We start from the raw sequence: 26,374 nt of genomic DNA, 5'->3' as shown, positions 1-26,374 counted from the left end.
TCCATAAATTAAATATGGTCTATTGCACTTTTGATGTCTCTTTTATTGACCTAAGACTCATTAATTTTAAATGATAGTGAATTCTTATAACAGTGAATGGTCAGATCTCTTATAATGCGTTTGCTAAATAATAAATGTTAACAAAGTTTCATGATATGCAGTACAAACCAGAAGACTCAATTAAGATAGCAATCGCGGATGTCGGTGTCGGTATGTTCGTCACTGCCATTGAGCAGAACAAACGCGTCAATCTTGCGAATGCTGGCCGGGTTTCAAGCGAGCAGGGAATCAAAAAGTTACATGCGAGCGGTGTGAAGTACGTTTGGGCCGATCAGAAACTTTCAGCACAACAGTGCGTCTTCAAGCCAGTCGAAGAAGAACACGATGTTACCTTGTCTGCCTCAGAAATCACGACGTCACCCAAAATCCAACGCGCTTTTCGATCTCGTGAAGCACAGCATAAGCGTGCGAAAAAGTTGATCGCAGAAGCGAAAGGGTTAGCTCAGAAGCTCCTGAACCAAACGTTTGAAGGTAAACTCATCGAGGTCAACGAGATTGAATCGTGGGCCGATGACATGATCGAGAGCGTTTTCATCGACTCTGATGCGCTTCAATGTGTCTCTGCATTACGCCAAAAAGATAGCTACTTGCTTGAGCATTCTGTAAACGTGGCTTGCTTGTTGGTTTCTTTCGGTAAGCATTTGGGCTTAGATAAAGACACGCTCAAGCAGTTGGCGATCGGCGGCATCATTCATGATGTAGGTAAAATCAAAGTCGATGACGAGATCTTACATAAGCCTGCGCGTTTAACGCCTGAAGAGTTTGAACACATGAAACTTCACCAAGTATTTGCTGGTGAAATCATCTTGGGTGTAAAGGGCTTAAGTGATGTCAGTCGAGACGTATGCTTGATGCATCACGAAAAACTGGATGGTACGGGTTATCCACGTGGCTTATCTGGTGAACAAATCCCCATGCACGGTCGCATGAGCTGTATTGTTGATATTTACGATGCATTGACCGCAGATCGTGTTTACAAAAAGGGGATGAGTTCAGCGGAAGCGTTTAAAATCCTATTGAGTTTGACCCCGTTCCACCTTGATCCTGATTTGGTGTACAAGTTCATTAACTGCATTGGCGTATACCCTGTCGGTTCGATTGTCCAATTGAGCGATGGACGAGTCGGCATTGTGTGGACTTCCAACGATTCTCAGCCGCTGAAGCCAATCGTGAAGTGTTTCTACTCACGTAAATACAAACGTTACATCGATGTCGCGATGGTGGATTTAAAAAGCAGTTCGTATTCGGTTGAGAAGGCGATAGCGCCGTCATCGTTAGAAGTGGATCCAAAACCTTTCTACGACTAACACAGGATAACTTCCCATTGAGTCGTGTTTGTGAGCAACTTTGTTGAATAAGTAATCACTTTACACGATTGCATATTCCCAGTATGTTGATTGAATAACTAGACGGTTCAAAGTGACCTAGTTGAGAGTTAAACGAAGGCGTGTTTTCTACTTTGGCTTGTTGCCGAGACTCTTTACTCTGGTCGCTTTGTTGAAGGGCATGTTCGGCCTTCAATCTGTTCAGTTATGAACCGAATGATGTGGTACTTTTCTATAAACGTTTCATGGATTGAAACGCAGATTGAAGTCGTTATTCCACGTAATTCACCCATTCATCCGTACATTGGAAAGGAGCGCCAATGCAACTCGATACTTGGATCTACTATACCCTCGCGATACTTGTTCTGACCGCCTCTCCGGGCCCTAGCTCGTTACTTTGTTTGAGCAAAGGCGTCAGCAGCGGCTTTCGCCAAGCGTTTGTGACCGCGCTTGGCAGTTTAACCGCGATTACCATCATTCTTACTCTGTCTTTCACCGGCCTTGGTGTTGTGATTGCTTCTTCAGAGTTCGTATTTAACATCATCAAATGGTGTGGTGCGGCGTACCTTATTTGGCTTGGCATCCAGGCGTTACGCTCAAAACAAACCGACTTTTCGCAAGCTAAACCGGAACAAGCGTCTTCTGATTATTTTAGTGCGTTTAGCAGTGGGTTTATAGTTGGAGCAAGTAACCCTAAAGCGATTGTTTTCTTCACCGCGCTGTTTCCCCAGTTTATTGACCCTTCTGCATCGCTATTCACTCAATACATGATTTTTGCTAGCACCTTTGTTGTGTTTGAACTGAGTTGGTTAACTTTTTACGGCTTACTGGGAGTGAAGACATCGAATTGGCTATTTGCCAAGGGAAGAGCTAAGTTGTTTAACCGTCTGACTGGCGGCGTATTCATCAGTGCGGGTTTAGCTTTATCGACCGCGCACAGAAGTTAAAAACGTGGATCGACCTAAACTATTAAATAGTAAGCTAAATTAGAAAAATCTTATTTCCAAAATGGAAATTGACGTTTTTGTTTTTTTCATTAGTGGCAAAGAGTCCTGAGGCGTAGAATTCAACCTACCCTTTAGAGGTATAAGCTCGAAAGGGGGTACCCGTTGTATTTTCTTCAGGAACATCTTAGATGACTCAAAGCCTTTCTGATATTCAGCAGCGCTTCCTTGCTATCGCGACAGATAGCAACTTGTCTCCAAAACAGAAATCGAACTTTCTTGCTTTGGAAGCGGAAGCCACTATTCCATATATGACTATCTCTGATGAGGTAAGCCAAGCAATGCAGCAAGGCGTCATATGTGACATGTTTGAAGGTCACGCGCCGTTTAAGCCGCGCTATGTTTTGCCAGATTACGCAAAATTTCTTTCTCAAGGTTCTGAATACTTGGAGTTAGCTCCAGCAGAAGATTTTGATGGTGCGATCAACATGTTGACCATCATTTACCATCATGTGCCTTCGGTAACCAACATTCCGGTTTACCTTGGTCAGTTGGATGATGTGCTCATGCCTTATGTCGGTGATCTTACTGACGAGCAGATTTACAAAAAACTGAAACACTTCTGGATTATGCTGGATCGCACATTACCAGACGCGTTCATGCACGTGAACATTGGTCCGACGGACAACATTATTTGTCGTACGATTTTGAAAGTAGACGCTGAGCTAAAACAGATCGCGCCAAACCTAACGTTCATGTACGACGAAGCAGTCACACCAGACGATCTGTTAAAACAAGCAACGCAAAACATTTGTGAGTGCAGCAAGCCACACATTGCGAATTACCCAATGCACACGAACGCGTACGAGGGTGCTCGCTTTGGTATCGTGAGTTGCTACAACTCTCTGCCGTTGGCTGGTGGTTCAAACACACTTGTGCGTATGAATCTTAAAGAAGCGGCAAATCGTGCAGACAACTGTGACGACTTCTTCATCAATGTACTGCCGGAATACCACGGTTTGATGGTTGAGCTGATGGATGCCCGAGCTTCACACCTGCATGAGAAATCTGAGTTCTTTAAAGGCTTTCTGACTCAAGAAGGTTTGATTGAAGAATCTCGTTTTGCGCCAATGTATGGCATCTACGGTATGGCAGAAGCGGTAAACGTATTGCTAGAAAAAGAGGGCAATGCGAGCCGTTACGGCCAAGATGCTGTTGCAAACGAGCTAGGTCATAAAATCTCCGCTAAATTGGCTGAATTGGTAGAAAACACGCCAGTGAAGTTTGGCCTAGAAGGCAAAGCGTTACTGCATGCCCAAGGTGGAATTAGCCTTGACTTGGATGTGACACCGGGTGTTCGAATTCCTTATGGCAACGAACCTGATCCAGTGTCTTACGTACAGGCAACAGCAGGGCATCACCAGTACTATCGTTCTGGCATCAGCGACATTCTGACCATCGACGAAACGGTGAAATCAAACCCTGAAGCGATGTTCAACCTTTGTAAAGGTGCGCTTAACGCAGGCTACCGTGAGTTCACGGCAAACGTTGCTTCAAATGACTTGGTTCGCGTAACAGGTTACATGGTGAAACTGTCTGATATCGCTAAATACGATGCGGAAGGTTCACGTACCAATACCACATTCCTAGGCGCAGAAGCGGCGAAGAACACCGGTATTTTAGGGCGTTCACCACGCGTGGTAAGCCACGAAATGTCACCAACTTACGTTAAGTAACGAGTGACAAACAAGAATAAGATGACTAGACGATCGGTAAACCTCTTGGCTAAGGTCACTCGAATCCTTCCGTTCTCTTGTGTTGATGGACCGGGAAGCCGTCTAGTCATCTTTCTACAGGGTTGTAACTATCAGTGCATCAACTGTCACAATCCGCACACCATCAATCACTGTAATCATTGTGGTGATTGTGTGAGCGAATGTCCGGTTGGCGCGCTGAAGTTCGACGAAAGCAACAACGTTGTTTGGCTTAAAGAGGAGTGCACCCACTGCGATCGTTGTACAGAGATATGTCAGCACCAATCTAATCCAAAAATTACTGACTACTCTGTGGAGGCAATGCTCGATTTGATACGCAAACAGCGCTTTTTCATCAGCGGTGTTACTGTATCCGGTGGGGAATCTACCTTACAGCTTCCTTTCATTATTGCGCTGTTTAAAGGTATTAAGCAGGACCCTGAATTACAGCATCTCACTTGTTTCATCGATAGCAATGGGTCTTTATCAACCTCGGGGTGGGAAAGAGTGCTGCCGTATATGGATGGGGCGATGATCGACCTCAAATCTTGGCAAAGTGATACACATCATTGGTTGGTCGGACGTGACAATCATCGTGTGTTTCAAACCATTCAATACCTGGCGCAAGTAGACAAGCTTTATGAAGTGCGATTACTGCATATTCCCGGAAAAAGTGATTTAGATACTGAGGTCATGATGGTGGGGCATTATCTGCAAGCGCTGCCAGAATCAGTCAACATTCGCCTGAACGCGTTTCAACATCACGGCGTGGTTGGTGAGGCGCAAGAATGGGAGAAATGCTCTAAGGATGAAATGGAACGCTTTCACGCTCGATTAAGTCAGTTTGTCAGCAGACCAATGACCATGCCATCGGTCTACGTGTAGCGCCGAAGAGATAACTTTAGAGTTTGTTTACTCTTGGTTTGCTGCATCCTCCCAAGGTTTCACACGCCTTAAGCACCTGTTGTTGTAGCCATCTTAAAGCGGGATCGTTAAGACTCGCTTTATTCCAAACCAAGCTGTACGCCACTTGCCCGTACTCGAATGGCAAAGGTCTTTCTACCAAGCCATTCGCCTGCAGTGCCATTTGAGCCCAAAGTTTTGAACAAGTGAACAGATAATCGGAGTGGTGACACATTACTGCGGCTGAACCAAAGTCCGCCACGTGCATCGCGACACTGCGCTTGGCGTAGCGCTGAGTTAAGTTCTGTTCAAAGTAGGGTTGAGATAAGTCTTTATCGTGAATGCCGATGTGTCTTGCGCACAAATAGTTTTCTACCGAGAGTTCTTCTTTTGCCAATGGGTTGTTACCGCCCATCAGGCAGATCATTTCATCCTCTAGAATCGTCTGCCATACCAAGTCTTTGTTGTGGGTTGGTGGCTGGCTGATGTCATGCGGCAGAATCAAAAAGTCGACTTGCCCGCGGATCAGAGAATCGAAGCTCATTTGCTCTTTCGCATAGACGTTCAATTGCGCTCTACTGCCCATCTGTTGAGACAGGTTTTGCAGCATAGGGGCGAAGATCTCAAAGGTGCTTTCACGCATTGCTAATGAGAACCGGCCTTCGTAATACGCGGGATTAAATGAGCCTTGGTAAAGCAAACCATTCATGCTGGAAAGAATGCCGTGCACTGAAGGACCGATGTTCAATGCAAACGGAGTTGGGACTAAACGAGTGCCATCACGATAAAAAAGGTCATCTTTCAGAATGTCACGCAATTGGCTGAGCGTTTTACTCACGCTGGAAGGGGTCACGCAAAGTTGTTCCGCTGCCTGAGTAACGCTGTGTGTCGTGAGCAGCATGTGCAATACAGTAAGGTGTTTAAGGCTAATGCGTGAGAGTGTTATGTAATCCATTCGCAAGACTAATTCGTGTGATTTTGTCCAGTATATCAGTATGAAACAATTTTTTACTATTGTAGAAACACGGAAAATCAGGCGTTTCTTTTCGTGTTCTATATAAACATTTGGCTCAACTCGGCACCTGATGGGGTGAACGAAGGCAATAACCTTTAGAGCACGAAAGGTGGCTGACATAAGCCTGACAAAATAAGGGATTGCGAAGGAATAGGAGAGGTGATTTACTCAGCATTCCTAAGTAACAGAGGTTTAAATAAACTTAATGGACGACCCCTTTAGTCGACTGAACAATTCATCGTATGGCTTCCAATCACCGGAGGCGTACTCATGTTAGAACTTTTCATGCAACCAGAAGCGTGGGCTATCTTCGCTACCTTGTTTGCTCTTGAAGTTGTCTTAGGCGTTGATAACGTCGTATTCATCTCCGTTCTGTGTGAACGATTACCGCAACACCAGCGTAAACTAGCCCGAAATCTAGGTATTGGCCTAGCGGTGATGGCGCGTATTGTTTTGGTGTTCTCGATCTCTTGGATCATGCAGCTTACCCAACCATTAATCAGCTTTAGCGACTACGCGTTTACTGGTCGTGATTTGATTATGATTGCGGGTGGTGCATTCCTACTAGCTAAAAGCTTGAAAGAGTTGTGGAGTTGGTTAACGCACACTGAACACGGTCACTCGACTCATGTTCGTACTGGTTTGGCTGTGGTTCTGCTTCAGATCGTTGCGGTTGATGCTGTGTTCTCGATGGACTCGGTGATCACTGCGGTTGGTCTAACGAGCGAAGTGCCAATCATGGTGGCGGCGATCATTTCGTCAGCGATTGTGATGGTGTTGACGGCGGAGAAAATCAACAACCTAGTGACGCGTTACCCGGGCTTTAAGACACTTGCACTGCTGTTCCTTGTATTGCTAGGTGGTCTGTTGATGGCAGAAGGTTTTGCAATTCACATCAACAAAGGTTACGTGTACTTCGCGATGGCGTTTGGTCTAGTGTTGGAAATGTGTCATATCCAGCTTAAGAAAAAACAACGCCCAGTGATTCAACGAATTCGTCCTATTCGACCTCGTTCTATTGCGCTTCAAACTCGATAATTGAAACGCAGCAATTGAACCTATTAGAGCCGCTCACGAGAGCGGCTTTTTTTACGTCTGCATTCTGCGATTTATGTGGATTTGTCGTGTCGATAGAAAATGGAATTTGTTGTTGTAGCACGAATTTCTTATATAGACCGCCCAAACCCACACGAGTGAACAAAATAGAATGAACAAACTGATCGACGCGTTATCGACGCACGGATACTACATCTGGGATGATTTTATTTCTCAAGAGGAAGTGGCTGAGCTGCGTGACTGTATTCCTGATGATTGGAAGAAAGCACGTATTGGTCGTAACGACGACGTGACTCGTATTGAAACCATTCGTAGTGACAAGATCCAATGGTTGAAGCGCGACATGGGCGCGCCAGTGGCGTCTTTCTTAGACAAGATGGAAGAGATCCGTTTGGAAGCAAACCGCCACTTTTTCCTTGGTTTGTTTGAGTATGAAGCGCACTTCGCGAAATACGAGAAAGGTGACTTCTACCAAAAACACCTCGATTGCTTCAAAGGCAATGAAAACCGCCGTCTAACTACGGTGTTTTACATGAACGAATCGTGGAGCGAAGAAGACGCTGGTGAGTTGGTGGTATACGATTTGAATGATAATGAGATCGCGAAGATTCCACCGCGTTCAGGTCGTCTGTTCGTGTTCTTATCTGAGCAATTCCCACACGAAGTATTACCGACAAACGCGGAGCGATTCAGTATCGCGGGCTGGTTCCGTATTAACGGTGTAAAAGACAACCAACTTGATATTGCACACTAACCCGTGCGTTTATCAGGACAGTTTTAACAACAAGGGGACACCAATGCGGTGTCCCTTCGTTTATCTTCTGACTCGCAATCTTAGCCGTAAAGTCCAGTCGAAAGCTCATAGCACGCTTGCATGTCTGAACATAACACTTGATAGATAGCTGAGCACAGCTTTCCTGATTCGACTTGTTCATCCATGATGATGGCAATTTCTTGTTGCGTCATGCGTCCACGGTAGGGGCGGTCTTGAGAAAGCGCTTGAAAGACATCGGCAACGGCAATGATACGTGAAGGTACGTCCAAGTCTTCTCCGGTTTTATGATAAGGGTAACCTGTACCGTCTAAGCGCTCATGATGATTGGAAGCCCACTCGGCAATTTTGGCGTTAGGAAAGACTTTGTGTAGGGCAAGTTCAGTATCAATCGTATGACGTTTGATGCGTGTGTACTCTCGCTCGTTTAATGGACCTTCTTTGTGAAGGATCTCATCAGGCGTTTTGAGTTTGCCAATATCGTGAACGAGTCCTGCAATAAAGATCATCTCCTGTTCGTGCTCATCCAATCCCACTTTCTTTGCTAAATAACGTGATAGCTCCGCCACTTTCTGTGAATGTTGGTAAGTGAATGGGCTTTTGGCATCCACAATACGTGCTAAGAACAAGCCCAAGCTGTTCATGTCCTCAATGGTTAACTGTTTTTGTAACCAGTCGATGTTCTCAAATTGAAGCCCTATCGTTTCGATGTGCTCAGACTCCATTGCAAACCAAAACGCATCGGTCATGACCAGCTTAACCATGGCGTCGCACATATGCGGGTTAAACAACGTGCCTGCGTTAGCCATGACGCACTCGGCAATCAATTCTTCATGCAAAGTGACAAGATCGCTGTGGCAGTTGGAAACGTAGCGAGCGCGCATAAAATCGAGACGATCAGAGAGATAAAGCAGAGCCGCGACGTCTTTTTCAAATGCCGGAATATCGATGTGTTCTAGCTCTTTCCAGTGAGTATGATGATAAAGAATTGGGGTGGCGAATTGAGAGAGTAGTCGACATTGCTTGAGGGTATGGTAGCCGCGAATGCAGTGGGCTTTTGCATCTTGGGGGACGAGCTGTTCAAGTAGCATGGTATGTTCACGTGTTTCGGAAACTCCGCAGTCGTGAACCATACCGGCAAAGTAACAGAACTCTGCTTTATTCTCGGCCCAACCAAGCTCCAGCGCACATTGGTAGGCAATATAAGCGACGCGATGGCTATGGTGTGTATCGTCAACGCCTACGTAATCTAACGCACGCGCCACCCAGATAAGGGCTTGTTTTAGGTCGACTTCAAATCCCGAAGAAGAATCGGAGTAGGAAGGTTGCTTCATTGTAATTACCGACGTTTTTACTCGCCTGTGCTGATTTTATTTTGATGTTTTTAGGGGAATGCGACAGCGAATTAATACCTAAAAAGGGTGCACATGGCTTCGTTATAGTTATATTGGGAATAATACCGCTTGTCGCACGTAAAATTCATCTCAAGCTCGCCACTCTTAGTCATTTCTTTGAACTACTTATTGATTTCGAAAGATTTCTTTTGGTTTGATTGACTTCCTTTGAAAACCACATAAATAGTGATGTAAAGTATTCTCATTATCATATTGTGTCGTAAAGGTAAGTTATGAAAAGAGTCGTAGTGTGGGGTGCAAGTAGCGGCCTTGGTTTGGCAGTTGCTAAGTATTTTGCAGAAAAAGGTGCAGAAGTTGTCGGTGTCGCGAGAAATCCAGACAAAAGCCCAGAACTGAAGGTGATTTGTCAGTCAACGTTTGCATGTGATGCCACGGTTTCTGAAGAGGTTGACCGCGTTGTTGAGCAGTTCGATCAAGAAGACATCATCATCAGCACGATGGGCAGCTACCGTGCAGACATTCCGGTAGATTACCTTGGCCATCGTCACCTTATTGATGCTGCCTGTAAAGCATCGATCAAGCGTTTTGTACTAGTGACGTCACTTGGTTGCGGTGATAGCTGGAAATATCTTTCTGACCGTTCTAAAGCGGGGTTTGGCGGTGTAGTGCGAGAGAAATCCTTGGCGGAAGCATGGCTACAAACCAGCGACTTGGATTACACCATTATTCGTCCCGGTGGCTTGAAAGATGGCGAAGTAACAGGCAATGGTGCGTTGATTGAACCTAAAGAAGTGCATGGTTTGGTATACCGTCAAGAAGTGGCTCGGTTGATTTTTGAGATGCTTGAAAAAGGCGAGGGAAGTGGGGAGATCTTCCATTGTGTCGACCCTGAATTGACGTACTAAGTCCGTAATTGAATCATTCCTAAAACAGGGACAGTGTTTCGGCATTGTCCCTGTTTGCGTTTAGGTCTTTCGCGTTTCTACGATCAAGTACTTTTATTGAAAGGTGATTCTGTGACCTTACCAGTTCGAGTTGGTTAAAAAAGCATCTAGAATGAATGCTCAAAAACAAAAGGACTGTGTATGTTGAAACATCTGCTTTATCGCGGTTACACCAATGGATTGAAGGTAGCAGCCTACGTTCTCCCTTTTCCTAAACCGACCTTGTTCTCGGGTCCTGATTGCCTTCATGAATTGACAGAAGCGATTGCTGACCTTGGATTCAAAAAGCTACTCCTCGTCACCGATGAAGGGTTAGTAAAAATAGGAATAGCAGGACAAGTTATTGAAAGCGCAAAAGCCAGAGGTTTAGACGTTGCATTGTTTTCTGAGGTAAAACCAGACCCCACATACGATCAAGTTGAGAATGGTTTAGCGATGTATCTCGATTCGGGGTGTGACGCCATTTTAGCGCTTGGCGGAGGATCGGCCATGGATTGTGCCAAAGTCATTGCAGCCAGAGTCACCAACAAGAAATCCATTAAGAAACTCGCTGGTCTCTTTCGAGTGTGGAGAGCGCCTGCTCCTTTATTCGTGATTCCGACGACATCGGGTACTGGGTCGGAAGTGACGATTGCTGCGGTGGTTTCTGAACCAGATACCCACCACAAAACGCCATTAATGGATCCGAAGTTAGTGCCTTTGATGGCGGCATTGGATTCGAATTTGCTGGTTGGTTTGCCCGCGAAGATAACGGCTGATACAGGTATTGATGCGTTAACACACGCGGTAGAAGCTTACATTTCTCGCAACGCGACGATGGAAACCAAAGCGTATTCTGCTGCTGCCATCAAACTGATATTCAAATTCTTACCTCGTGCTGTCGAACAGGGCAGTGACACTCAAGCTCGACACAAAATGGCAATGGCGTCTTACTATGCGGGTTTAGCCTTTACCAAGGCGAGTCTTGGCTACGTACACGCATTCGCGCACAACTTGGGGGCTAAGTATGGCTTGCCTCATGGCATGGCAAATGGTCTTGCTCTACTGCCTGTCCTCCGATTTTCTTTCTCTGAGATTGAGCCACAACTGACCGAGCTAAGCGAAGCCCTGATAGGAACGCAAGTCGGGCATGTGCCTAGTGCACAAGACTTCTTAGATCGACTGGAGGGGTTGTATACCGAGATTGGCATCGAACAAACCTCGTCACTGTTGCAAGCGTCTGACACCAACGAGTTAGTGACTTTGATTCTCAAAGAAGCGCATTGGAACTACCCAGTGCCTAAGTTTATGAATGAAGAAGAGTGCGCCCAATTGCTCGCAGAAATCAGAGCTTAGATAGGGGTGTATAAAATAGTTTACACGTGTGGGTTTTTATCCTTACACTTTGCTTGATCTTATTAGAAAGATCCTACAGAATCGTCATCATTCCAAATATGGTGTTAGGTTTGGTGTGCCGTTGCCCGATCTGATGCTGATAAATCTTATTAAGCTGTAAAGATAAATATACGATGAGTCGATCTAAAGTGTTTGGTAGCACCCTGATTATCGCAGGGACTACAATAGGTGCTGGTATGCTGGCACTTCCTCTTGCCTCTGCTGGCATTGGTTTCTCAACGTCTCTGATCATTATGTTAGGGCTGTGGGCATTAATGGCGTTTACGGCGCTATTGATGCTTGAGCTCCACCAATATGCGGACAGCAGCGCAACCCTTCATACTCTGGCGAAGCAAATTCTTGGTCAGAAGGGCAAGTGGGTTGCGAGCTTTGCGATGCTGTTCTTGTTCTACTCATTGTGTGCTGCTTACATCGCTGGTGGCGGCGCTCAGTTCGGTGACCGTCTAACAGAATGGTTTGGTCTGGATATTTCAGGCTCCACTTCTACCATTATATTCACGCTTATCGTAACAATGGTTGTGACGGTTGGCACCGGAACGGTAGACAAGGTAAACCGAGTGCTGTTTGGCCTTAAGATGGTGACAATGATCGCTGTGTTGTCTTTCCTTGCGCCAAACGTAACCGAATCTTACTTACTGAGCATGCCGATTGAACAAGGCCTTATCGTTGCCGCGATTCCGGTCATCTTTACCTCTTTTGGTTTCCACGGCAGCATTCCTGCGATTGTTAACTACCTAGATGGTGACACTTCGTCTCTGCGTAAAGCGATTATCGTTGGTTCGACGATTCCACTCGTGATCTACATTTTCTGGCAAATCGTAACCCTGGGTGTTGTAAGCCAAGATACCTTGATTGAAAACGGCGGTTTGAGCGCGCTGATTGGTCAATTGTCTCAAACTGTTCACCAGTCAAATCTTGGTAGTGTGGTAGGCGTATTTGCTGACCTTGCGCTTCTGACGTCTTTCCTAGGTGTGAGTTTGGGTCTGTTTGAGTTCTTGGGTGACACAATCAAAGGTGACAGTGAAAAGCCAAATCGTCTAATCGCTGCAGTGGTGACTTTTACACCGCCACTAGGTTTTGCATTGTTCTACCCACAAGGATTCATCATGGCACTAGGTTACGCAGCGATTGCGTTGGCTATTCTTGCTATCTTCCTACCGCTAGTGATGGTGGTGAAGGTGCGTCGTTCTGATGAGTTTACTGGTGAATACCGCGTTGCGGGTGGACAAGGGGCCCTATTAGTAACGGGCATTGCCGGCACGGGCATTGTGATGGCGCAGCTACTTATTACTTTGGGTGTACTTCCTGCATTGGGTTAATCACCAAGCTGATAGATAACAAACAACTCATCATGTATTAAAAAGCCAGTGTACGAAAGTGCGCTGGTTTTTTTTGATCTGGGTTAAATTACCGTAGAATATTCGGTGAAAAGATTGGCGAAAAACTGTTTTTATTTCGTACACTTAAGTTGTGGTATGTCGATAATTTAGGTGGAGAAAAGCCGCTCTAATCACATCAAATACGCTGACTTTAATGAGCCTTTTCTTCTGATTTCTCTACTTGGTGTGGAGGTGAAGTATGGCGCACCGAAGTTTTTACCCGTTTGCAAAACCGCTCAATGAGCAAATGCAAACACTGAAGGATAGGATGCAGGCACATTTACCGTGTGTCGATAGGGTGTCTTTTGCAAAATACCACCCAAAACAAGGCATGCTAAAATCCTTTGCTGAGAGTGAGTTCGACACTTGGTGTTTGGCTCATCATGAAGCGCCACTTCGTAAACTGCACAATCTGAGCATTGCCGCTGACAATGCCATTCCTCGTCTTGTTAACGATCTCTACTACATTAACCACTGTCCGCGCATTCAAACCTTATTGAAAGAAGGTTATCACTCATCTGTTGCGATCCCTTGTTACGATCGTCAAACCTTTACTGGCTTCGTCTTTCTCAATTCGATTCAGCCTAATGCGTTCAGTGCAGAAGCTTTGAATGGGTTAAAGCCTTACTTTGAAATGGTTCAGTTCGCAGTGGAGTCTGAAGACCATGTCGTTAACGCGATTGAGTTGTTAGCGGAAAGAATGCAGTGCTTGATGCCAGGTTATTCACCAGAGGTCTACTCGCACAGCAAACGAATGGGCATGTACGCTCAATTGATTGCCACCCAACTCGCTGATACATACCAATTCAGTGACGAGGTTGTGGAGCAAATCGGCATGTTCACTCGTTATCATGCTTTGAGCGACATTAAGCTTCCGGCAGATATCGTGTGCAATCGTCGTTGTATGAATGCAGAACAAGAAGCGCTGTTAACGGAGCACATTGAACAGTGCGTGGAATCAGCCGATAACATTGTGGCGCGAATCGGTAATCCGGTTCATCCGAGTGTCACTTTGTTCCAGCAAATTACGTCTTATCAATATGAAAACCTTGATGGGTCCGGCTATCCGTATGGGCTGGATCGTTCAGGTATTCCAATCGCCGCTCAAATAGCAGCCGTCGCCAATGTGTTTGATGTCATGACCACTCATCATCCATATCGTCAAGCGTGGTCAATTCCGTATGCCTTGTTAGAACTAGAGAAACGTGTTTATCAAGGCGTGTTATCCCGAGAGTGCGTGAATGCCTTGCGCGAACATCAAGGCTATCTAAAGCAAATCATTCACAAGTACCCAGAGCACTATGCTGGTATGGGCTTAATGTGAGAGTAGAGGAGCAAACCGTGAAGGGACTCAAAAGATTGACTAGGAGGTCAGAATAAATAATACTGTATATATATACAGCAACTCGTTTGGAGGTGAAGTATGTTGTGGGAAACCCTAGAAAGAGTAAACCGCTTACGCCAACAAGCACTTGCGAATGCTGAATTCGTAGAGTCTGCAAAGGAACATGAAGAAGCTTTGCAAGACCAAGAGTATCATTACCAACCAAGAAAGCGTTCAGCCAAGGACAAACAAGGTAAGAAGTCACTGGCCGATATCTATAAAGAAGTAGAGTTTGGCGCTGACGCTCGTCATTAACTGGTTCAACAACGCTGCGGCTCTCATCTTACTTTTCTCACCGCCGCAGCTTTATCACCAGCGGGTGCTGTGCAATTGCCACACTCGCTCCGGTAATAACAATCATGATTTACCCTTTAGTGACAATGTCACTATTAACATATCGAAAGCATAAAAAAATCCCCCGAACAGTCGGGGGATTTTTTAGAAATCTGCTTTACGTACAAAATGGGGGTTCTTGTACTTTTTCTCGGGGCCAAAAGTCGAAACCACCAATTTATTCCACAGTGTTTTGTCAAACTCGCCTTTAGGGATAGAAGGGTAAAGTGTCTCTTCCTCTTCTCTCGCAAAGTTCATGTACTGCTTTTTCTTTATTTGGTTGTACTTTTTAGCGACCTGATTGTGCTTTCTCACCCATTCAAGCTTGTAATCATGCAGGACTTTTTCACCTTTCTCTGCCTCCATTCGTGACAAGAAAAGACGCTTATATGAGACCTTTCTGTCTATCATGGTGCGCATGACGGTCTGAATGTATTTACCGTGATGAGTAATGGTGATGTCATTCTCATCGATAGGAGAAATACACCAGCTCTTGGGTAAAAAGCTTGGCTTCTTGAATTGCTTATTACGTTCCATTAGCACCTGATGAAGAACTAAATCAGATGTGCCGCGGAAAGTTTTTTGCCATTTAGCGATTCGTATTTGTAGCGAACCTGGCAAGCGATAGATGTTAGTAAACTTATCTTGGTCCATGGACTTCCGTCATGAAATTAATATGCAATATGGAAATAGGCAGACGCGAGCAACCAAGCTAAGCGCAAAACGCTTTACTTGAGGTTAGTCGTGTCGGTTAATAATGCGATTTTACAACGACCTCACAGATAATAGCGAGGGGTTATGTCAATAATAGGTAAGAAATAAAGAAATTGTTTAGATTATTAACGGAACTTTAGCATAAAGAAAGCCCGCAGCATGGCTAACGGGCTTAAAGTCAGTGTTGGCTTGTCGTGTAGGCTGTTTAAACAGCTTCCTCGAATTGCTTGTCGTCTTCCTCTTCGATTTGCTGAATATGACGATTCGCTTGTTGAAGTTGGTACATTTGCGCGTAACGACCATTTTGTTTTAACAGCGCTCTGTGCGTGCCGCTCTCTACTAAATCTCCATGATGAAGAACGATGATTTGGTCGGCATCCAAAATCGTCGATAGGCGGTGAGCGATTACCACAAGTGTCATATCTTGACGAAGCACTTCAAGGCTTTTTTGTATCAACGCTTCTGTACCTGAGTCAATGTTTGCCGTCGCCTCATCCAAAATCAAAATTTTAGGCTTAGCGACAAGTACACGAGCGAGTGCAAGCAATTGTTTTTGACCTGCCGAGAGGTTTGTTTCACCTTGGCCAAGCTGAGTATCCAATCCATTCGGATAACGACGAATCTGTTCAGCTAATCCCACTTTTTCAAGTGCACCCCAAATCTGCACATCTTCTATCGTTCTTCCCAAAGAGACGTTTTCACGGACACTGGCAGGGAGAATGTGTGGGTCTTGCTGCACCATGGCGACGTCTTTGCGCAGTACATCTTTGCCTAAAGATTTCAACGGACGCCCATCAATCAGCAGTTCACCGATTTCGGTTGGGTAGAATCCCATGAGCAAAGAAGCGAGAGTGCTTTTACCGCTTCCAGTGTGGCCAACAAGCGCAATAAAGTCTTGATGCGATGCTTTCAGCGAAATGTCTTTCAAGACGTCTTGTTTGCCATCGTAGCTGAAAGTCAGGTTGTTAAGCTCAATCGCACCTGTTTGCAGTGGCTTATGATCATCGCCGTAAGTTTGCTCTTTCGCATCGATCAACTCGAATACACGCTCACTCGATACTAATGCCTGTTGAAGTAAAGCTAACTGCTGTGTCATCTCAATCAAAGGCTCGGTTACGCGCGCTAGGTAACTGATGAAAGCGTATAGAACACCCACACCAATCAGTTCGACACCATTAAAGCCAAAAATAGCCACAAGAGAGAGTAGGGCAAGGCCTGCAAGCAAATCCATCAGAGGGCGCAATAGGTAGCCATTCAAGCGAATCACTTTTTTAGAGGCAACTAAATGGTCGTCGGTTAGGCCGTTAAACTGTTTGTTGAAACGTTCTTCTTGCAGCATTAACTGCACCACACTCATGCCTTGAATGGATTCACTCAAATTGGCGTTAATGTCTGTTAGTAGGTCACGCATGTTTCGATAGCTTTCTGTACTGAGCTTTTTGAACAAGTACATAAAGCCGATCACGATTGGTAGCAGTACCAACACGACGATGGTCAACTTCCAACTCATGTAAAACATCACAGCCAACATCACCAAGATCATCACTGCGTTTTTCACCACAGTGGCGATAAGTAACTCATAAAACTGTTGCAGCGATTCAGTATCGTTGGTGATTCGAGACACCAACTTACCCGCAGGAGTGTAGTCAAATGCAGATAAAGGCTGCTTTATCACACCAGAGAAAACCTGCTTGCGAATCGTTTTGATCGTGTTAGTTGCCACAATACTGAATTGCAATGATTGGAAGTATTGAAACACCGCCGAGATAAGTTGTAAGGCAATGTAGCCTGCTGCGAGTGATATTAAAATGTCGCGCGAGTAATCCCCTTTAGCGATGTGTTCATCAATAAAGTATTGAACAAGCCATGGCCCACCAGCGCTGGCTAACGCCGCGATAAACAGTAGTGCCAAGCCTTTTAGCATAGGTTTTGGCTGCGACAATGGGTAAGACATTAACCGTTTAAACGTTGTCGATTGCTTCATGATTAGTCCTCCATTGCCTGTTCTAGTTTTTGGTACTGGTACATTTCCGCATACCACCCCTGACGTTCCAGAAGTGTCCCATGCTGGCCGCGCTCGGCAATGTGTCCGTGATTGAGCACCACAATCTCTTCTGCTGCTTCCAGAGCAGTGAGGCGGTGGGCAATGACAATCAATGACTGCTCACGATAGTAAGTTTCTAAGTTCTTTAGAATCTGGTGCTCGGTACGACCATCCACAGCTGACAGGGCATCATCCAATACCAATACTTGGGCATTGAGCAGCATGGCGCGTGCAATGGCGATACGTTGTTTCTGACCACCGGAGAGGGTAATGCCTTTTTCACCCACTTCTGTTTGATAGCCTTCAGGAAACTTCTCAATATCGTCGTGAATACAAGCCAGTTTGGCTGCTCGATAAACGTCTTCTTTTGATGCGCTAGGGTTGCCCAGAGCGATGTTTTCAAAGATAGATTTTGAGAACAAGAACGGGCTTTGGTTAACCACTGCGAAACGGTCTCGCCACTCTGGCAAAACTGCGTCCTTAATTTTGACATCACCAAATTGAATCGTACCGTTATCCATATCGTGTTGGCGAAGCAGTAAGGTTAGTAACGTGGATTTACCACTACCGACAGGTCCCGCAATGCCGAGCATTTTTCCTGGCTCAAGGGTGATGTGAAGATCAGTTAGTGCTGGTGGCAGATCTTTAGACCAGTGGAATTCGTCAATCTTGATTTGCAAAGGCAAAGGTTGGGTGCCTAATGGCGATTCACCACTGACGATCTCTGGCTTCTCGTCGAAGATTTCTTGCAGACGGTTCCACGCAGCAGATCCTCTTTCCAAGATATTAAATAGGAATGCGAATGCCAGCATCGGCCAGATCATAAGGCCCAAATACATGGTAAAGGCGGTCAAATCCCCAAGTGTGATATCACCTTGGTCAACTAAATAGGCACCAGACGCCACGCTCAAAAAGAAAGACATGCCGATGGTCAGCTGAATCGCTGGGTCGAAGCGTGCATCGACACGAGCAACGGCGATGTTCTTCTCACCCGTATCATCGACAACCTCTTCAAAACGTTGTTGCTCTTGGTTTTCTAACCCGAAAGCACGCAGCATACGCACGCCATTTAGTGACTCTTGAGTCATGTCTGACATCGTAGAGAAGGCTTCTTGTGCGATTTTGAATCGTTTATGCAGAATACGTACGATGAAGAAGATAATGATGGCAAGAAACGGCATCGGCATTAGTGCCATTGCGGTTAGCTTCCAACTGATTTGCGTCACCATGATGATCAGTACTGCGATACCAGTGATCAGAGAATCGGCTGCAGTTAACACGCCTTCACCTGCGGTCATAACAATGTTGCGCACATCGTTCGTACCGCGAGCCATCAGATCGCCGGTTTTGTATCGTTCAAAGAATCGAGGAGGCTGAGTAGAGACATGACGATAGAGGCGATTACGCAAAATAGTACCTAATTCCCAACTCGCGCCAAATAACCATATACGCCATAGAATTCGACAGCCATATATCGCAAAAAATAGCACGATAAGGCCTAATAACCACATCACTAAGGTACTGGTTTCGAGGGTATTATCGACCACGCCATCAACAATAATGCCGACCGCTTTGGGAGGGACAAGCTGAAGGGCGGAAATGACGGCAAATAGTAGGATTGACCCCACATACTGCTTCCACTTTAGTTGGAAATACCAACGTAGCTGCCAGAATATTCTCATTTCGCCTCCTGCTTAAATTATTGAATTTATTATGGAACCATTATTGAGCGAATGGATGAGTTTACAAGCATAATTTTTGAGCGAAATGAAAAACAACACAATGTATCGATTTTATAGAGGCTCTATGAATCGCAACCTTATGTATTGCTGAAAGGCGAGGATGTAACAAGATATTGTGAAATTATTGTTAAATGCCATTTTTAAGGAGTTCTGTCCCTAAGAAGGGAAAAAGCTCCAAAAGTATCACTCTTGAAGCTGGTTTTTATCGGTTTTAGCAGTCTCTGGTTTGAATTCCGTATTTTATTTGACCACCTGCGGTTTTCGGATAATACACCTCTACGTAGCAAAGATGAAAAATGTCGACAGGCTTGTTTGCGAAGCCGATAAGAAAGTAGGGCTCTTCTTCGTCTTCGACGCCATACCATCGATTGATGGTTAACTGAGGATCAAATCCCGCCAAATCGTGAGCCGGAATCACATTCTTAATATAGCCGTAATAGCCAATCAAATCGTTAACGCCGTCGTTGTCCAAGTCAATGTTCATCAGCTCTCCAGAATCGACGTTTTCTTGCGACTGGATCACGGCTTTTGCGTAGACCTGATTGTTGGCGGTCATCAGCGCCTCACGGGCACCATACAAGACAGCGATGCGAGCATCCTTCTGGATACCAAGAAATTTTGGGAGCGCAACGACACTTACCACGCCAAGAATGACGATACAAACCACCAATTCTATCAGTGTAAAACCTTTGGTATTACGCACAACCAACCTCCGAATATGTGTTTTTATAGTCTGCTATTCTGGAACAAAATTATGGTTGTAAAGGTATTGAAAAAGAATGAAGTTATGCGATGAATGGTTCGGTTCTAATATATAAAACAAGTTGCTTAAAATTGCAGGGGAAACTCATTCATTCTCACACAAAAAGTAAGTTTTCTCTCAATAAGAAGAGATGAAATACGTGTTGGAATAAGGCGTGGAACATGATGCCCTCAATCGTGAATTCCCTCTGGTGAGTGTGGCATTTGTATCACTAACGCACTGGAGAAGTTTATCAGGGTAAATAAAATCGGCTTTTGGCGACGAGAGGTGGGTTAGTTCATCTCAGAAAGAACAAATTCGACAAAAGTACGATTTTTAAGGGAAAGCTGTTTTGAACGGTAAAGCAGATGGATCGGTTTTGGCTTGGGAGCATGTTGCTGGAGAATTTCCACCAATGCGCCAGATTGGATTTCTTGTTCAACTAAGATCTTTGGTTGCAGCAGAACGCCAGAGCCTTTTAACGCGGCAAACTTCAGCACATCACCGTTATTAGACGTTAATCGGGTGTTGCTGTTTCCAAAGGTATTAGAAGGCATGTTGACCACTTGTTGGCTTTCCCCTTGGTGATACTGAAATCCCAAACAATGATGATGCTCCAGATCTTCAAGTGATTGGATAGGCTCATGCTGCTCAAGATAAGAGGGTGAGGCGCAGTAAGTCATGTGGTATTCACCCAGTTTTCTCGCGACTAACGACGAATCGACTAACTCTCCGATTCGAATAATCACGTCTGCTTCACTTCGATATGGGTCAATCAAATTGTTATCCAACATCAGCTCAACGTTCAAATCGGGAAATTCTGCTAAGAAGTCAGCCACGATGGGTGCAATGACCTTTTTGCCATAAGTGACAGGGCAGTTAACTTTCACCGTTCCGGTTGGACGGTTGATCAGTGTCTGGATTAGGTTCTCTGCGTTGGTGATGTCTTCAATAATGCGGTGGCACTCTTGATAGTAGAGTCTGCCAGCTTCAGTTAGGGACTGTTTACGCGTGGTGCGATGAATCAGCTGTGTACCTAAGCTTTGCTCAAGAAAGCTCACGTGCTTGCCAACCATAGTCGGTGAAATATCAAAGTGGTGTGCAGCATTACGAAAGCTGCCGTGTTCGACCACGTAAGCGAAAACTTTCATGCTTGTTAATTTATCCATTGCACACCCTGAGTTGATAAAGAAATAACTAAAGCAGAGTTTATCAATCAAATGAGGTTAATTACAGTGGGCGTATGATTAAGAATGGAGAAAGAGAGCCATCATGAGCGAGACGATTTTTGTTACCGCCGAACTGAAAATGAATGCCGATAAGCCAAGACAACAAGTGGTTGAAGCCATTGAACAATTTTGCCTTGATATGCAAAGCGAAGCGGGGTGCTTGCAAGCGAATGCGACCTACGATTCTACAGATCCACAACGTGTGATTCTTTGGGAGCGATATGAAAACCGCGCCGCGATTGAAGCGCATTTTGCTATGCCGCATACACAAGCGTTCATTGCTGCTGAAGTGGCAGAGTTAGTCCAAGCATTCGAAACCCAAGCTCAATAGGAGACGTGAACATGAAATGGGGCATTTTAGGCACAAGCTTTATCTCAGGTGTCATGGCTGAGGCAATCCAAGGCGATGACAAGAGTGAACTGTACGCGGTTGCTGGGCGTTCGGAACATAACTTAAAGACATTCGCTGAGCAATATGGCATCGAGAATACGTTCACCGATTACGATGCGTTGATTGCCGATGAGCAAGTCGACATTATTTATATCGCATTGCCAAATCACCTTCATCATGACTTTATCGTTAAAGCGGCGGAGCAGGGCAAAGCGATCCTGTGTGAAAAGTCACTTTCGGTAGATATGGAAAAAACCGAGCTGGCACTTCAAGCAGTAGAAGCGCACAAGGTGTTCTTTGCTGAAGGCTTAATGTATTTACATCACCCGTTGATCAGCGAGTTGGTTTCGGTGCTTAAATCGGGAGAGATTGGTGAACTTCGCTCCATCCATACTTCTTATATCGCGTCGATTGCACAGTTTGTGAACCCAGACAGCAAAGGTGCTTTATATAACTTGGGCTGTTACCCAATGTCATTGGTGCACTTGGTGGTGAAAACCATGTTGGGTGAGCAAGCTTTTGAGAACCGCTCTGTGACAGCGATTGGCCGACGAGGTAACGATGGGAACATCTGCGAGTCGAGCTTGATGATGCAATTCGGAGAGCAGCAAACGGCGAGCGTACACACTGCCGAAGATCACGGATTGAAACACCAATTCACCATTCTTGGTAGCAAAGGCTGTATTACGTTAGACTCGAACCCATGGCTACCAGCGCAAGATAACCAGTTTAGTGCGGAAGTTTACGAGACGTCGAAGCGTGAAGTGTCTGTACCGGCAGCTGGGGACGCTTTCTTCTATCAAGTGCGCACTATTCGCCAAGCGGTTGAAGCAGGGCGTACCTCGTTAGAAAACCCTTGTGCAACATGGGACGATTCTCACCGTATTATGCAGCTACTGACTGAGTGGGAATCACTGGCTTCAAAGTAAGTCTGTACTTGAACCAATGAACATAAAACGGCGCTCTAAATCCAATGATCAGTGCGCCGTTTTTACTTTGTGTTCAGTCTGGATTAAATGCGGTTATCGCCAGTGCTGAATGCAATGACTTGACTGATTTCAGTCAGACTTCTACCGCTTTCTTGCTGCCATTGAACAAAGGCTTTGTTAGTTGCATCGAGCGATTTCTTAGTATCTTTGCCACCTTCAATGATCTTGCAATTACGCAGATAAGCTTCAACGTCGCTAGATAGGATAAAAGTGTCGACGCCCATTTGACGAAGTGTGTAAGGGCCAGTATTTCCGCCTAAGCGATTACCTTTTTTCTTTAAATATGCCCACAAGTCGGTGACTTTTCCTTGTGGCCAATCTGCGACCATTTGACCAAACGAGCCGTGTTCTATTTTTGCTTCGTGGATCATACGAGCGTTGGCAGGAATCGACATGACTTTGGTGAGGTGGCGAATAATGCGTTTGTCGGTTGCTTTGGTTTCCCATTGCTCGTCTGACAGCATCAACAACGGCTCAATCTTAAATCCGAAGAATACTTCTTCGAAGTTCGGCCATTTGTTGCGAACCACGCTCCACGAAATCCCACTTTGGAATACCTTCATCGAAAAAGCGGCCAACCAACGGTCGTCGGGAATCGCTGCCAATTCTTCTTTGCTTAGTGGATGAGACAAAAGCGCTTCAAGTTGATCTTCACCACCTTTACGCTCGGCAGCGCGCTGATAAATCGCGTCAAATTTTTCGATACTCATAAAAGAAGTTAGTCCTGATTTATGTCGATATTTACGAAACATACTACGCTTAAGTGGCTGAATCGTAAATTGATGGAGTGTCACAAATGAAGAAGGTCACATTAACGTTTGTCGGGGAAGGTTCGGATCGTATTGCAGAAAAATTCTATGCGTGGATGACCGATGGTGGGTTAGAAGACAGCATGATTGAGAACCTGTCAGACCGAGAAGTATCGGTGGTAGGTATCAGCGATATGGACAATGAAACACGTGATGTGGTGATCAATACTGAAATGAACTAATGACTCGTCTTTCGCCAGCAAGTAGAACCAGATAAAGCAAAGCCCTTCACGAGAAGGGCTTTGTTGCGTTTATAAGTATGGGAGCCTAGTTGTTTACCAGCGTTAAACCACTTGGTAGTGCATCACCAAAGATACGCTTCGATTCGCTCTCAGAAAGCTCTTTGACTTCTTCAACCAGTGAAACCCAAGATTCAGGCACCTTGCTTTGCTTCAGCTTAGTGAGAACTTGTTCACGGTAGTCGTCAGAGATATCGAATAGGCGGTCGCCCGTCTTACGACAAATCATTACGGCCGCAAAAGCGATCATTGGCTCTTTTTGCCAGTTCTGCTCTAACAGCTTAGGTAACCATTGTTCCGCTTGTTCGCGAGGAATGACATTGTGCTGGCTGCCATACAAAGGGGTACGTGATGCCAAGCGACCCATTGCCCACCAGTGCGCTTGTTCGAACTGATTGTGGTTGATGGCTTTGCTCAAGAACCACGTTGCCAATAGAACTTTGTCTTCGACTTCTAGGTGCTCAAGCGATGCCGCCAATCGAACCATGGATTCATAACCCATGTCTTGTGCCGCTTTGGCTGATTGTGGGTTTTTCATCGCGCCAGGGTGTAGGTATTTCGCGATGTCCGCCAAGATGTTCTCTTGTTGCTCTTGGCTTAAACCACCTGCGATACGGCGCCAGAACACCCACCAGTCAGTCCAACCCTGATGGTTCTTGAACTGAATGTTTTGTTGGTAGAGACCCCAAACTTGCTCAATGCGCCATGAGTCGGTTGGATCGCCAAAGCCCGGACGCAGTGCAAAACCTGCCAAACGAAGCCAGTTTTTCTCGTGTTGTTCAGAACGGCGACGACGCTTACGACCTTGTGCAAAGGTATCGAACAGTTGACGTAGGGTCGTGAAGTCCCACTCGTCGCGCTTGCCAAGTTTCTTCTCAAGATCTTTGGCTAAGGTTTTGATCTCTTTGCTTTCCGCGCTTTTCTTATTGCCGCTGTAAAGGCGAGCGATCAGCTCCTTACATTCGTTCAACTTAGGGTGAAGTTTAACTTGTTCACTGTCGTCGGTTTGCTTGTTACGAACTTCGAATTCTAGCTCCCAACGTTTGTTGTCGTCTTCTGCGCTGACACATTCCATCTTAAGCGTGCCGACTTCCGTCAACTGACACGCCAGTTGCACTTCTACGCGCTCTTTCTGGTTGGCTTGCAGTTCGGCACCTTCACCTTCAAGGGTGGTGATATAAGGCGGCAGAGGCGCAAACAAGTCCGGATCAACGTCCACCATCACACCGTTTTGAATGGCAGTGTTATTGGTTAAGGTGTCGTGGGTAGAAGTCAGCAGGTTAAAGCGAACGGGTTCCCCTAGGGTAAGTGAGAAACGACGACCACTTAAGCGGATCTCGTGACCTTCTTCTGTACCTTTTGCAAGCAAACAGAGCGCTTTGCCCATCTTGTTCTTTTCTTGAAGATGCAAGAAGTAAGAACGCGCTGCACCACCACCAATTTTAAGCTGTGCACCACGACGTGCTTTACCAAAGGCAACGGCACCCAGCGCAACTGACCAATCTGGATGCGGGTTATCTAATACCGTAACCGGTGCGCCGCGCCAATCGGAAAGGAGGGTAGTGACACGCTCAGTCACAAGCTCACTGTTGAACACACCACCGTTGAGTAGCAAACCGACTGGAATGGCATTTTGTTTGTCGTCTTCGATACCAAGAGCGGCACGAGACACTTGTTGATGCTGAGTTAAGAACTCGGCAACGTGTTTGCTCACTGCTGGGTCAGCGACGTATGGAAGACCAAACTCAACAACGGCGCTGCGGCGTTTGTCGGGCACTTCACTGAAATCAGAAAGCGGGAAGAAGCCATCCAAAGCGATTTGGTGCACTTCTTGTTTGCTCAGCCCAATACTTTTTGTTCCGCCAAGAAGTTTCGAGCCGCTGCCTAGCATGGTGATTTTTACTTCTTCAGGTGCACTTGCTGAAAGTAGGTTTTCTTTCGCCTTGCGAGTTTGCTGAATCAGCTTAGTCAGGCTTGCTGCAGTGAGCTTCTTGCTTTGTTCCCCTTTATTTTGAGAAAGGCGGCTCTCTGCAAGGTGCGCTAATGCTAAGTCGAGGTTATCACCGCCCAGCATTAAGTGTTCGCCAACACCAATACGATCAAGGGCTAGTTCATCTTGAGAAGAGAAACTGGCTTCAATCAAGCTCAAGTCGGTAGTACCACCGCCCACATCGCACACAAGAATCAGTGGCAGCTCTTTGAGTTCATCAGCTGCGGTTTGCTGGTGGCGTGCGTACCAGTCGTAACATACGGCTTGTGGCTCTTCGAGCAGGACGATTTTCTTCAAACCAGCTAGCTGTGCAGCTTCAAGCGTGAGCTTACGAGCGGTTTCATCGAACGACGCTGGAACGGTCACAACCACATCTTGGTCTTCTAGCTTGTTGCTAGGGTGACGGTAGTTCCATGCTTGACGAATGTGGTTGAGGTAGCTTGCGCTGGCAATAACGGGTGAGACTTTATCTACGTCTTGCGCGCCAGCCCAAGGAAGAATGTCTGAGCTACGATCCACTGCTTGGTGCGATAGCCAGCTTTTAGCACTGGATACCTGACGTCCTTCCACCTTAGCGCCTAATTCACGAGCCCATTCACCCACGATCACATTACTAATGTCGCCAGAAACAGGTTCGTTTTCCCAAGGAAGTGTCAGGTCAGAAGGGGAGATTTGACCAACCGCAGGATGGTAGCGGAAAGAGGGCAGCAGTGGCTTACGAACCACTTCACCTGGACCAATCAATTGGTCGATGTCGAATAGGGATACTTCGGATTGTTCAAGGTTGTCGGTGATTTCACAATACGCCACCACAGTGTTTGTGGTGCCAAGGTCAATACCAACAAGAAAACGAGGAGATGCCATAC

The 26,374-nt window shown here is 45.8% G+C and carries 23 protein-coding genes; 14 read left to right on the top strand and 9 right to left on the bottom strand.

Annotated features, from left to right (window positions below; genetic code table 11):
- Window positions 1–155 precede the first annotated feature (155 nt).
- The 4 genes from KIO97_RS12655 (at window position 156) to KIO97_RS12640 (ending at window position 4,968) form a co-directional block, all read left to right on the top strand.
- A complete protein-coding gene (locus KIO97_RS12655; RefSeq protein ID WP_285382806.1) occupies window positions 156–1,367 on the top strand; it encodes an HD-GYP domain-containing protein in 1,212 nt (403 codons plus the stop codon).
- Window positions 1,368–1,705: 338 nt separating this feature from the next.
- Window positions 1,706–2,332, top strand: a complete 627-nt coding sequence (locus tag KIO97_RS12650) for a LysE family translocator (protein ID WP_045451948.1) — start codon at window positions 1,706–1,708, stop codon at window positions 2,330–2,332.
- A gap of 188 nt (window positions 2,333–2,520) precedes the next feature.
- The gene (locus tag KIO97_RS12645) at window positions 2,521–4,065 is read left to right on the top strand and encodes a YjjI family glycine radical enzyme (protein ID WP_285382804.1); all 1,545 of its coding nucleotides are present in this window, start codon (window positions 2,521–2,523) and stop codon (window positions 4,063–4,065) included.
- A 21-nt stretch (window positions 4,066–4,086) separates the two neighbouring features.
- Window positions 4,087–4,968, top strand: a complete 882-nt coding sequence (locus tag KIO97_RS12640) for a YjjW family glycine radical enzyme activase (protein ID WP_285382802.1) — start codon at window positions 4,087–4,089, stop codon at window positions 4,966–4,968.
- A 16-nt stretch (window positions 4,969–4,984) separates the two neighbouring features.
- Here KIO97_RS12640 and KIO97_RS12635 read toward each other — a convergent pair whose 3' ends face one another.
- Window positions 4,985–5,941 (bottom strand): LysR family transcriptional regulator, encoded by a 957-nt coding sequence (locus tag KIO97_RS12635; protein WP_005434030.1) that lies wholly within the window; start codon window positions 5,939–5,941, stop codon window positions 4,985–4,987.
- Window positions 5,942–6,271: 330 nt separating this feature from the next.
- Here KIO97_RS12635 and KIO97_RS12630 point away from each other — a divergent pair, with 330 nt between their 5' ends.
- Together KIO97_RS12630 and KIO97_RS12625 are read left to right on the top strand one after the other, a co-directional pair.
- A complete protein-coding gene (locus KIO97_RS12630) occupies window positions 6,272–7,039 on the top strand; it encodes a TerC family protein (RefSeq protein WP_012128162.1) in 768 nt (255 codons plus the stop codon).
- Window positions 7,040–7,208: 169 nt separating this feature from the next.
- Window positions 7,209–7,811 (top strand): 2OG-Fe(II) oxygenase, encoded by a 603-nt coding sequence (locus KIO97_RS12625; protein ID WP_005433965.1) that lies wholly within the window; start codon window positions 7,209–7,211, stop codon window positions 7,809–7,811.
- Between the two features lie 80 nt (window positions 7,812–7,891).
- Here the strand turns inward: KIO97_RS12625 and KIO97_RS12620 are convergent, their stop codons facing one another.
- Window positions 7,892–9,163 carry an HD-GYP domain-containing protein gene (locus KIO97_RS12620; RefSeq protein WP_285382800.1) on the bottom strand — a complete coding sequence of 424 codons (1,272 nt, stop codon included), beginning with the start codon at window positions 9,161–9,163 and terminating at the stop codon, window positions 7,892–7,894.
- A gap of 293 nt (window positions 9,164–9,456) precedes the next feature.
- Between KIO97_RS12620 and KIO97_RS12615 the strand changes: the two genes are divergently transcribed.
- From KIO97_RS12615 to KIO97_RS12595, 5 genes are all read left to right on the top strand, one after another.
- On the top strand, window positions 9,457–10,089 hold the full coding sequence (locus KIO97_RS12615; RefSeq protein WP_285382798.1) for an SDR family NAD(P)-dependent oxidoreductase: 633 nt from the start codon (window positions 9,457–9,459) through the stop codon (window positions 10,087–10,089).
- 180 nt (window positions 10,090–10,269) lie between these two features.
- Window positions 10,270–11,463: an iron-containing alcohol dehydrogenase gene (locus tag KIO97_RS12610; protein ID WP_285382796.1), complete on the top strand. Its 1,194-nt coding sequence runs from the start codon at window positions 10,270–10,272 to the stop codon at window positions 11,461–11,463.
- 173 nt (window positions 11,464–11,636) lie between these two features.
- A complete protein-coding gene (locus KIO97_RS12605; protein WP_038889447.1) occupies window positions 11,637–12,842 on the top strand; it encodes an aromatic amino acid transport family protein in 1,206 nt (401 codons plus the stop codon).
- 259 nt (window positions 12,843–13,101) lie between these two features.
- The gene (locus KIO97_RS12600; RefSeq protein WP_285382794.1) at window positions 13,102–14,226 is read left to right on the top strand and encodes an HD-GYP domain-containing protein; all 1,125 of its coding nucleotides are present in this window, start codon (window positions 13,102–13,104) and stop codon (window positions 14,224–14,226) included.
- Between the two features lie 99 nt (window positions 14,227–14,325).
- Window positions 14,326–14,541, top strand: coding sequence for a hypothetical protein (locus tag KIO97_RS12595; protein ID WP_005442113.1), 216 nt, complete (start codon window positions 14,326–14,328; stop codon window positions 14,539–14,541).
- A 183-nt stretch (window positions 14,542–14,724) separates the two neighbouring features.
- Here the strand turns inward: KIO97_RS12595 and KIO97_RS12590 are convergent, their stop codons facing one another.
- The 5 genes from KIO97_RS12590 to KIO97_RS12570 all read right to left on the bottom strand — a co-directional run bounded on the left by KIO97_RS12590 (window position 14,725) and on the right by KIO97_RS12570 (window position 21,030).
- Window positions 14,725–15,273, bottom strand: coding sequence for a hypothetical protein (locus KIO97_RS12590; protein WP_005433911.1), 549 nt, complete (start codon window positions 15,271–15,273; stop codon window positions 14,725–14,727).
- A 265-nt stretch (window positions 15,274–15,538) separates the two neighbouring features.
- Window positions 15,539–17,317: an ABC transporter transmembrane domain-containing protein gene (locus tag KIO97_RS12585; protein WP_285382792.1), complete on the bottom strand. Its 1,779-nt coding sequence runs from the start codon at window positions 17,315–17,317 to the stop codon at window positions 15,539–15,541.
- Window positions 17,318–17,319: 2 nt separating this feature from the next.
- On the bottom strand, window positions 17,320–19,059 hold the full coding sequence (locus tag KIO97_RS12580; RefSeq protein ID WP_285382790.1) for an ABC transporter transmembrane domain-containing protein: 1,740 nt from the start codon (window positions 19,057–19,059) through the stop codon (window positions 17,320–17,322).
- A 271-nt stretch (window positions 19,060–19,330) separates the two neighbouring features.
- Complete coding sequence (locus tag KIO97_RS12575) at window positions 19,331–19,822, bottom strand: type II secretion system protein (RefSeq protein WP_005433764.1); 492 nt, start codon at window positions 19,820–19,822, stop codon at window positions 19,331–19,333.
- A gap of 332 nt (window positions 19,823–20,154) precedes the next feature.
- A complete protein-coding gene (locus tag KIO97_RS12570; protein ID WP_285382788.1) occupies window positions 20,155–21,030 on the bottom strand; it encodes a LysR family transcriptional regulator in 876 nt (291 codons plus the stop codon).
- A gap of 103 nt (window positions 21,031–21,133) precedes the next feature.
- Between KIO97_RS12570 and KIO97_RS12565 the strand changes: the two genes are divergently transcribed.
- Both KIO97_RS12565 and KIO97_RS12560 read left to right on the top strand, forming a co-directional pair.
- Complete coding sequence (locus tag KIO97_RS12565; protein WP_285382786.1) at window positions 21,134–21,421, top strand: putative quinol monooxygenase; 288 nt, start codon at window positions 21,134–21,136, stop codon at window positions 21,419–21,421.
- Between the two features lie 11 nt (window positions 21,422–21,432).
- Window positions 21,433–22,410: a Gfo/Idh/MocA family protein gene (locus KIO97_RS12560; protein ID WP_285382784.1), complete on the top strand. Its 978-nt coding sequence runs from the start codon at window positions 21,433–21,435 to the stop codon at window positions 22,408–22,410.
- Between the two features lie 83 nt (window positions 22,411–22,493).
- Here the strand turns inward: KIO97_RS12560 and KIO97_RS12555 are convergent, their stop codons facing one another.
- Window positions 22,494–23,180, bottom strand: coding sequence for a DNA-3-methyladenine glycosylase I (locus KIO97_RS12555; protein ID WP_045419266.1), 687 nt, complete (start codon window positions 23,178–23,180; stop codon window positions 22,494–22,496).
- Between the two features lie 86 nt (window positions 23,181–23,266).
- Between KIO97_RS12555 and KIO97_RS12550 the strand changes: the two genes are divergently transcribed.
- A complete protein-coding gene (locus KIO97_RS12550) occupies window positions 23,267–23,461 on the top strand; it encodes a hypothetical protein (RefSeq protein ID WP_285382781.1) in 195 nt (64 codons plus the stop codon).
- Between the two features lie 85 nt (window positions 23,462–23,546).
- Here KIO97_RS12550 and KIO97_RS12545 read toward each other — a convergent pair whose 3' ends face one another.
- Window positions 23,547–26,372, bottom strand: coding sequence for an Hsp70 family protein (locus tag KIO97_RS12545; protein WP_285382779.1), 2,826 nt, complete (start codon window positions 26,370–26,372; stop codon window positions 23,547–23,549).
- Between the last annotated feature and the right edge of the window lie 2 nt (window positions 26,373–26,374).

Source organism: Vibrio sp. B181a, from assembly GCF_030248375.1.
Lineage (GTDB): Bacteria > Pseudomonadota > Gammaproteobacteria > Enterobacterales > Vibrionaceae > Vibrio > Vibrio campbellii.
The sequence above is the reverse complement of the archived record's forward strand: the minus strand, read 5'-3'. Positions and strand labels throughout refer to the sequence as shown.

What these genes read in the sequence shown, in the direction of transcription:
- KIO97_RS12655 (WP_285382806.1), top strand. Translation starts at nt 156, where the DNA reads ATGCAGTACAAACCAGAAGACTCAATTAAGATAGCAATCGCGGATGTC.
- KIO97_RS12650 (WP_045451948.1), top strand. Translation starts at nt 1,706, where the DNA reads ATGCAACTCGATACTTGGATCTACTATACCCTCGCGATACTTGTTCTG.
- KIO97_RS12645 (WP_285382804.1), top strand. Translation starts at nt 2,521, where the DNA reads ATGACTCAAAGCCTTTCTGATATTCAGCAGCGCTTCCTTGCTATCGCG.
- KIO97_RS12640 (WP_285382802.1), top strand. Translation starts at nt 4,087, where the DNA reads ATGACTAGACGATCGGTAAACCTCTTGGCTAAGGTCACTCGAATCCTT.
- KIO97_RS12635 (WP_005434030.1), bottom strand. Translation starts at nt 5,941, where the DNA reads ATGGATTACATAACACTCTCACGCATTAGCCTTAAACACCTTACTGTA.
- KIO97_RS12630 (WP_012128162.1), top strand. Translation starts at nt 6,272, where the DNA reads ATGTTAGAACTTTTCATGCAACCAGAAGCGTGGGCTATCTTCGCTACC.
- KIO97_RS12625 (WP_005433965.1), top strand. Translation starts at nt 7,209, where the DNA reads ATGAACAAACTGATCGACGCGTTATCGACGCACGGATACTACATCTGG.
- KIO97_RS12620 (WP_285382800.1), bottom strand. Translation starts at nt 9,163, where the DNA reads ATGAAGCAACCTTCCTACTCCGATTCTTCTTCGGGATTTGAAGTCGAC.
- KIO97_RS12615 (WP_285382798.1), top strand. Translation starts at nt 9,457, where the DNA reads ATGAAAAGAGTCGTAGTGTGGGGTGCAAGTAGCGGCCTTGGTTTGGCA.
- KIO97_RS12610 (WP_285382796.1), top strand. Translation starts at nt 10,270, where the DNA reads ATGTTGAAACATCTGCTTTATCGCGGTTACACCAATGGATTGAAGGTA.
- KIO97_RS12605 (WP_038889447.1), top strand. Translation starts at nt 11,637, where the DNA reads ATGAGTCGATCTAAAGTGTTTGGTAGCACCCTGATTATCGCAGGGACT.
- KIO97_RS12600 (WP_285382794.1), top strand. Translation starts at nt 13,102, where the DNA reads ATGGCGCACCGAAGTTTTTACCCGTTTGCAAAACCGCTCAATGAGCAA.
- KIO97_RS12595 (WP_005442113.1), top strand. Translation starts at nt 14,326, where the DNA reads ATGTTGTGGGAAACCCTAGAAAGAGTAAACCGCTTACGCCAACAAGCA.
- KIO97_RS12590 (WP_005433911.1), bottom strand. Translation starts at nt 15,273, where the DNA reads ATGGACCAAGATAAGTTTACTAACATCTATCGCTTGCCAGGTTCGCTA.
- KIO97_RS12585 (WP_285382792.1), bottom strand. Translation starts at nt 17,317, where the DNA reads ATGAAGCAATCGACAACGTTTAAACGGTTAATGTCTTACCCATTGTCG.
- KIO97_RS12580 (WP_285382790.1), bottom strand. Translation starts at nt 19,059, where the DNA reads ATGAGAATATTCTGGCAGCTACGTTGGTATTTCCAACTAAAGTGGAAG.
- KIO97_RS12570 (WP_285382788.1), bottom strand. Translation starts at nt 21,030, where the DNA reads ATGGATAAATTAACAAGCATGAAAGTTTTCGCTTACGTGGTCGAACAC.
- KIO97_RS12565 (WP_285382786.1), top strand. Translation starts at nt 21,134, where the DNA reads ATGAGCGAGACGATTTTTGTTACCGCCGAACTGAAAATGAATGCCGAT.
- KIO97_RS12560 (WP_285382784.1), top strand. Translation starts at nt 21,433, where the DNA reads ATGAAATGGGGCATTTTAGGCACAAGCTTTATCTCAGGTGTCATGGCT.
- KIO97_RS12555 (WP_045419266.1), bottom strand. Translation starts at nt 23,180, where the DNA reads ATGAGTATCGAAAAATTTGACGCGATTTATCAGCGCGCTGCCGAGCGT.
- KIO97_RS12550 (WP_285382781.1), top strand. Translation starts at nt 23,267, where the DNA reads ATGAAGAAGGTCACATTAACGTTTGTCGGGGAAGGTTCGGATCGTATT.
- KIO97_RS12545 (WP_285382779.1), bottom strand. Translation starts at nt 26,372, where the DNA reads ATGGCATCTCCTCGTTTTCTTGTTGGTATTGACCTTGGCACCACAAAC.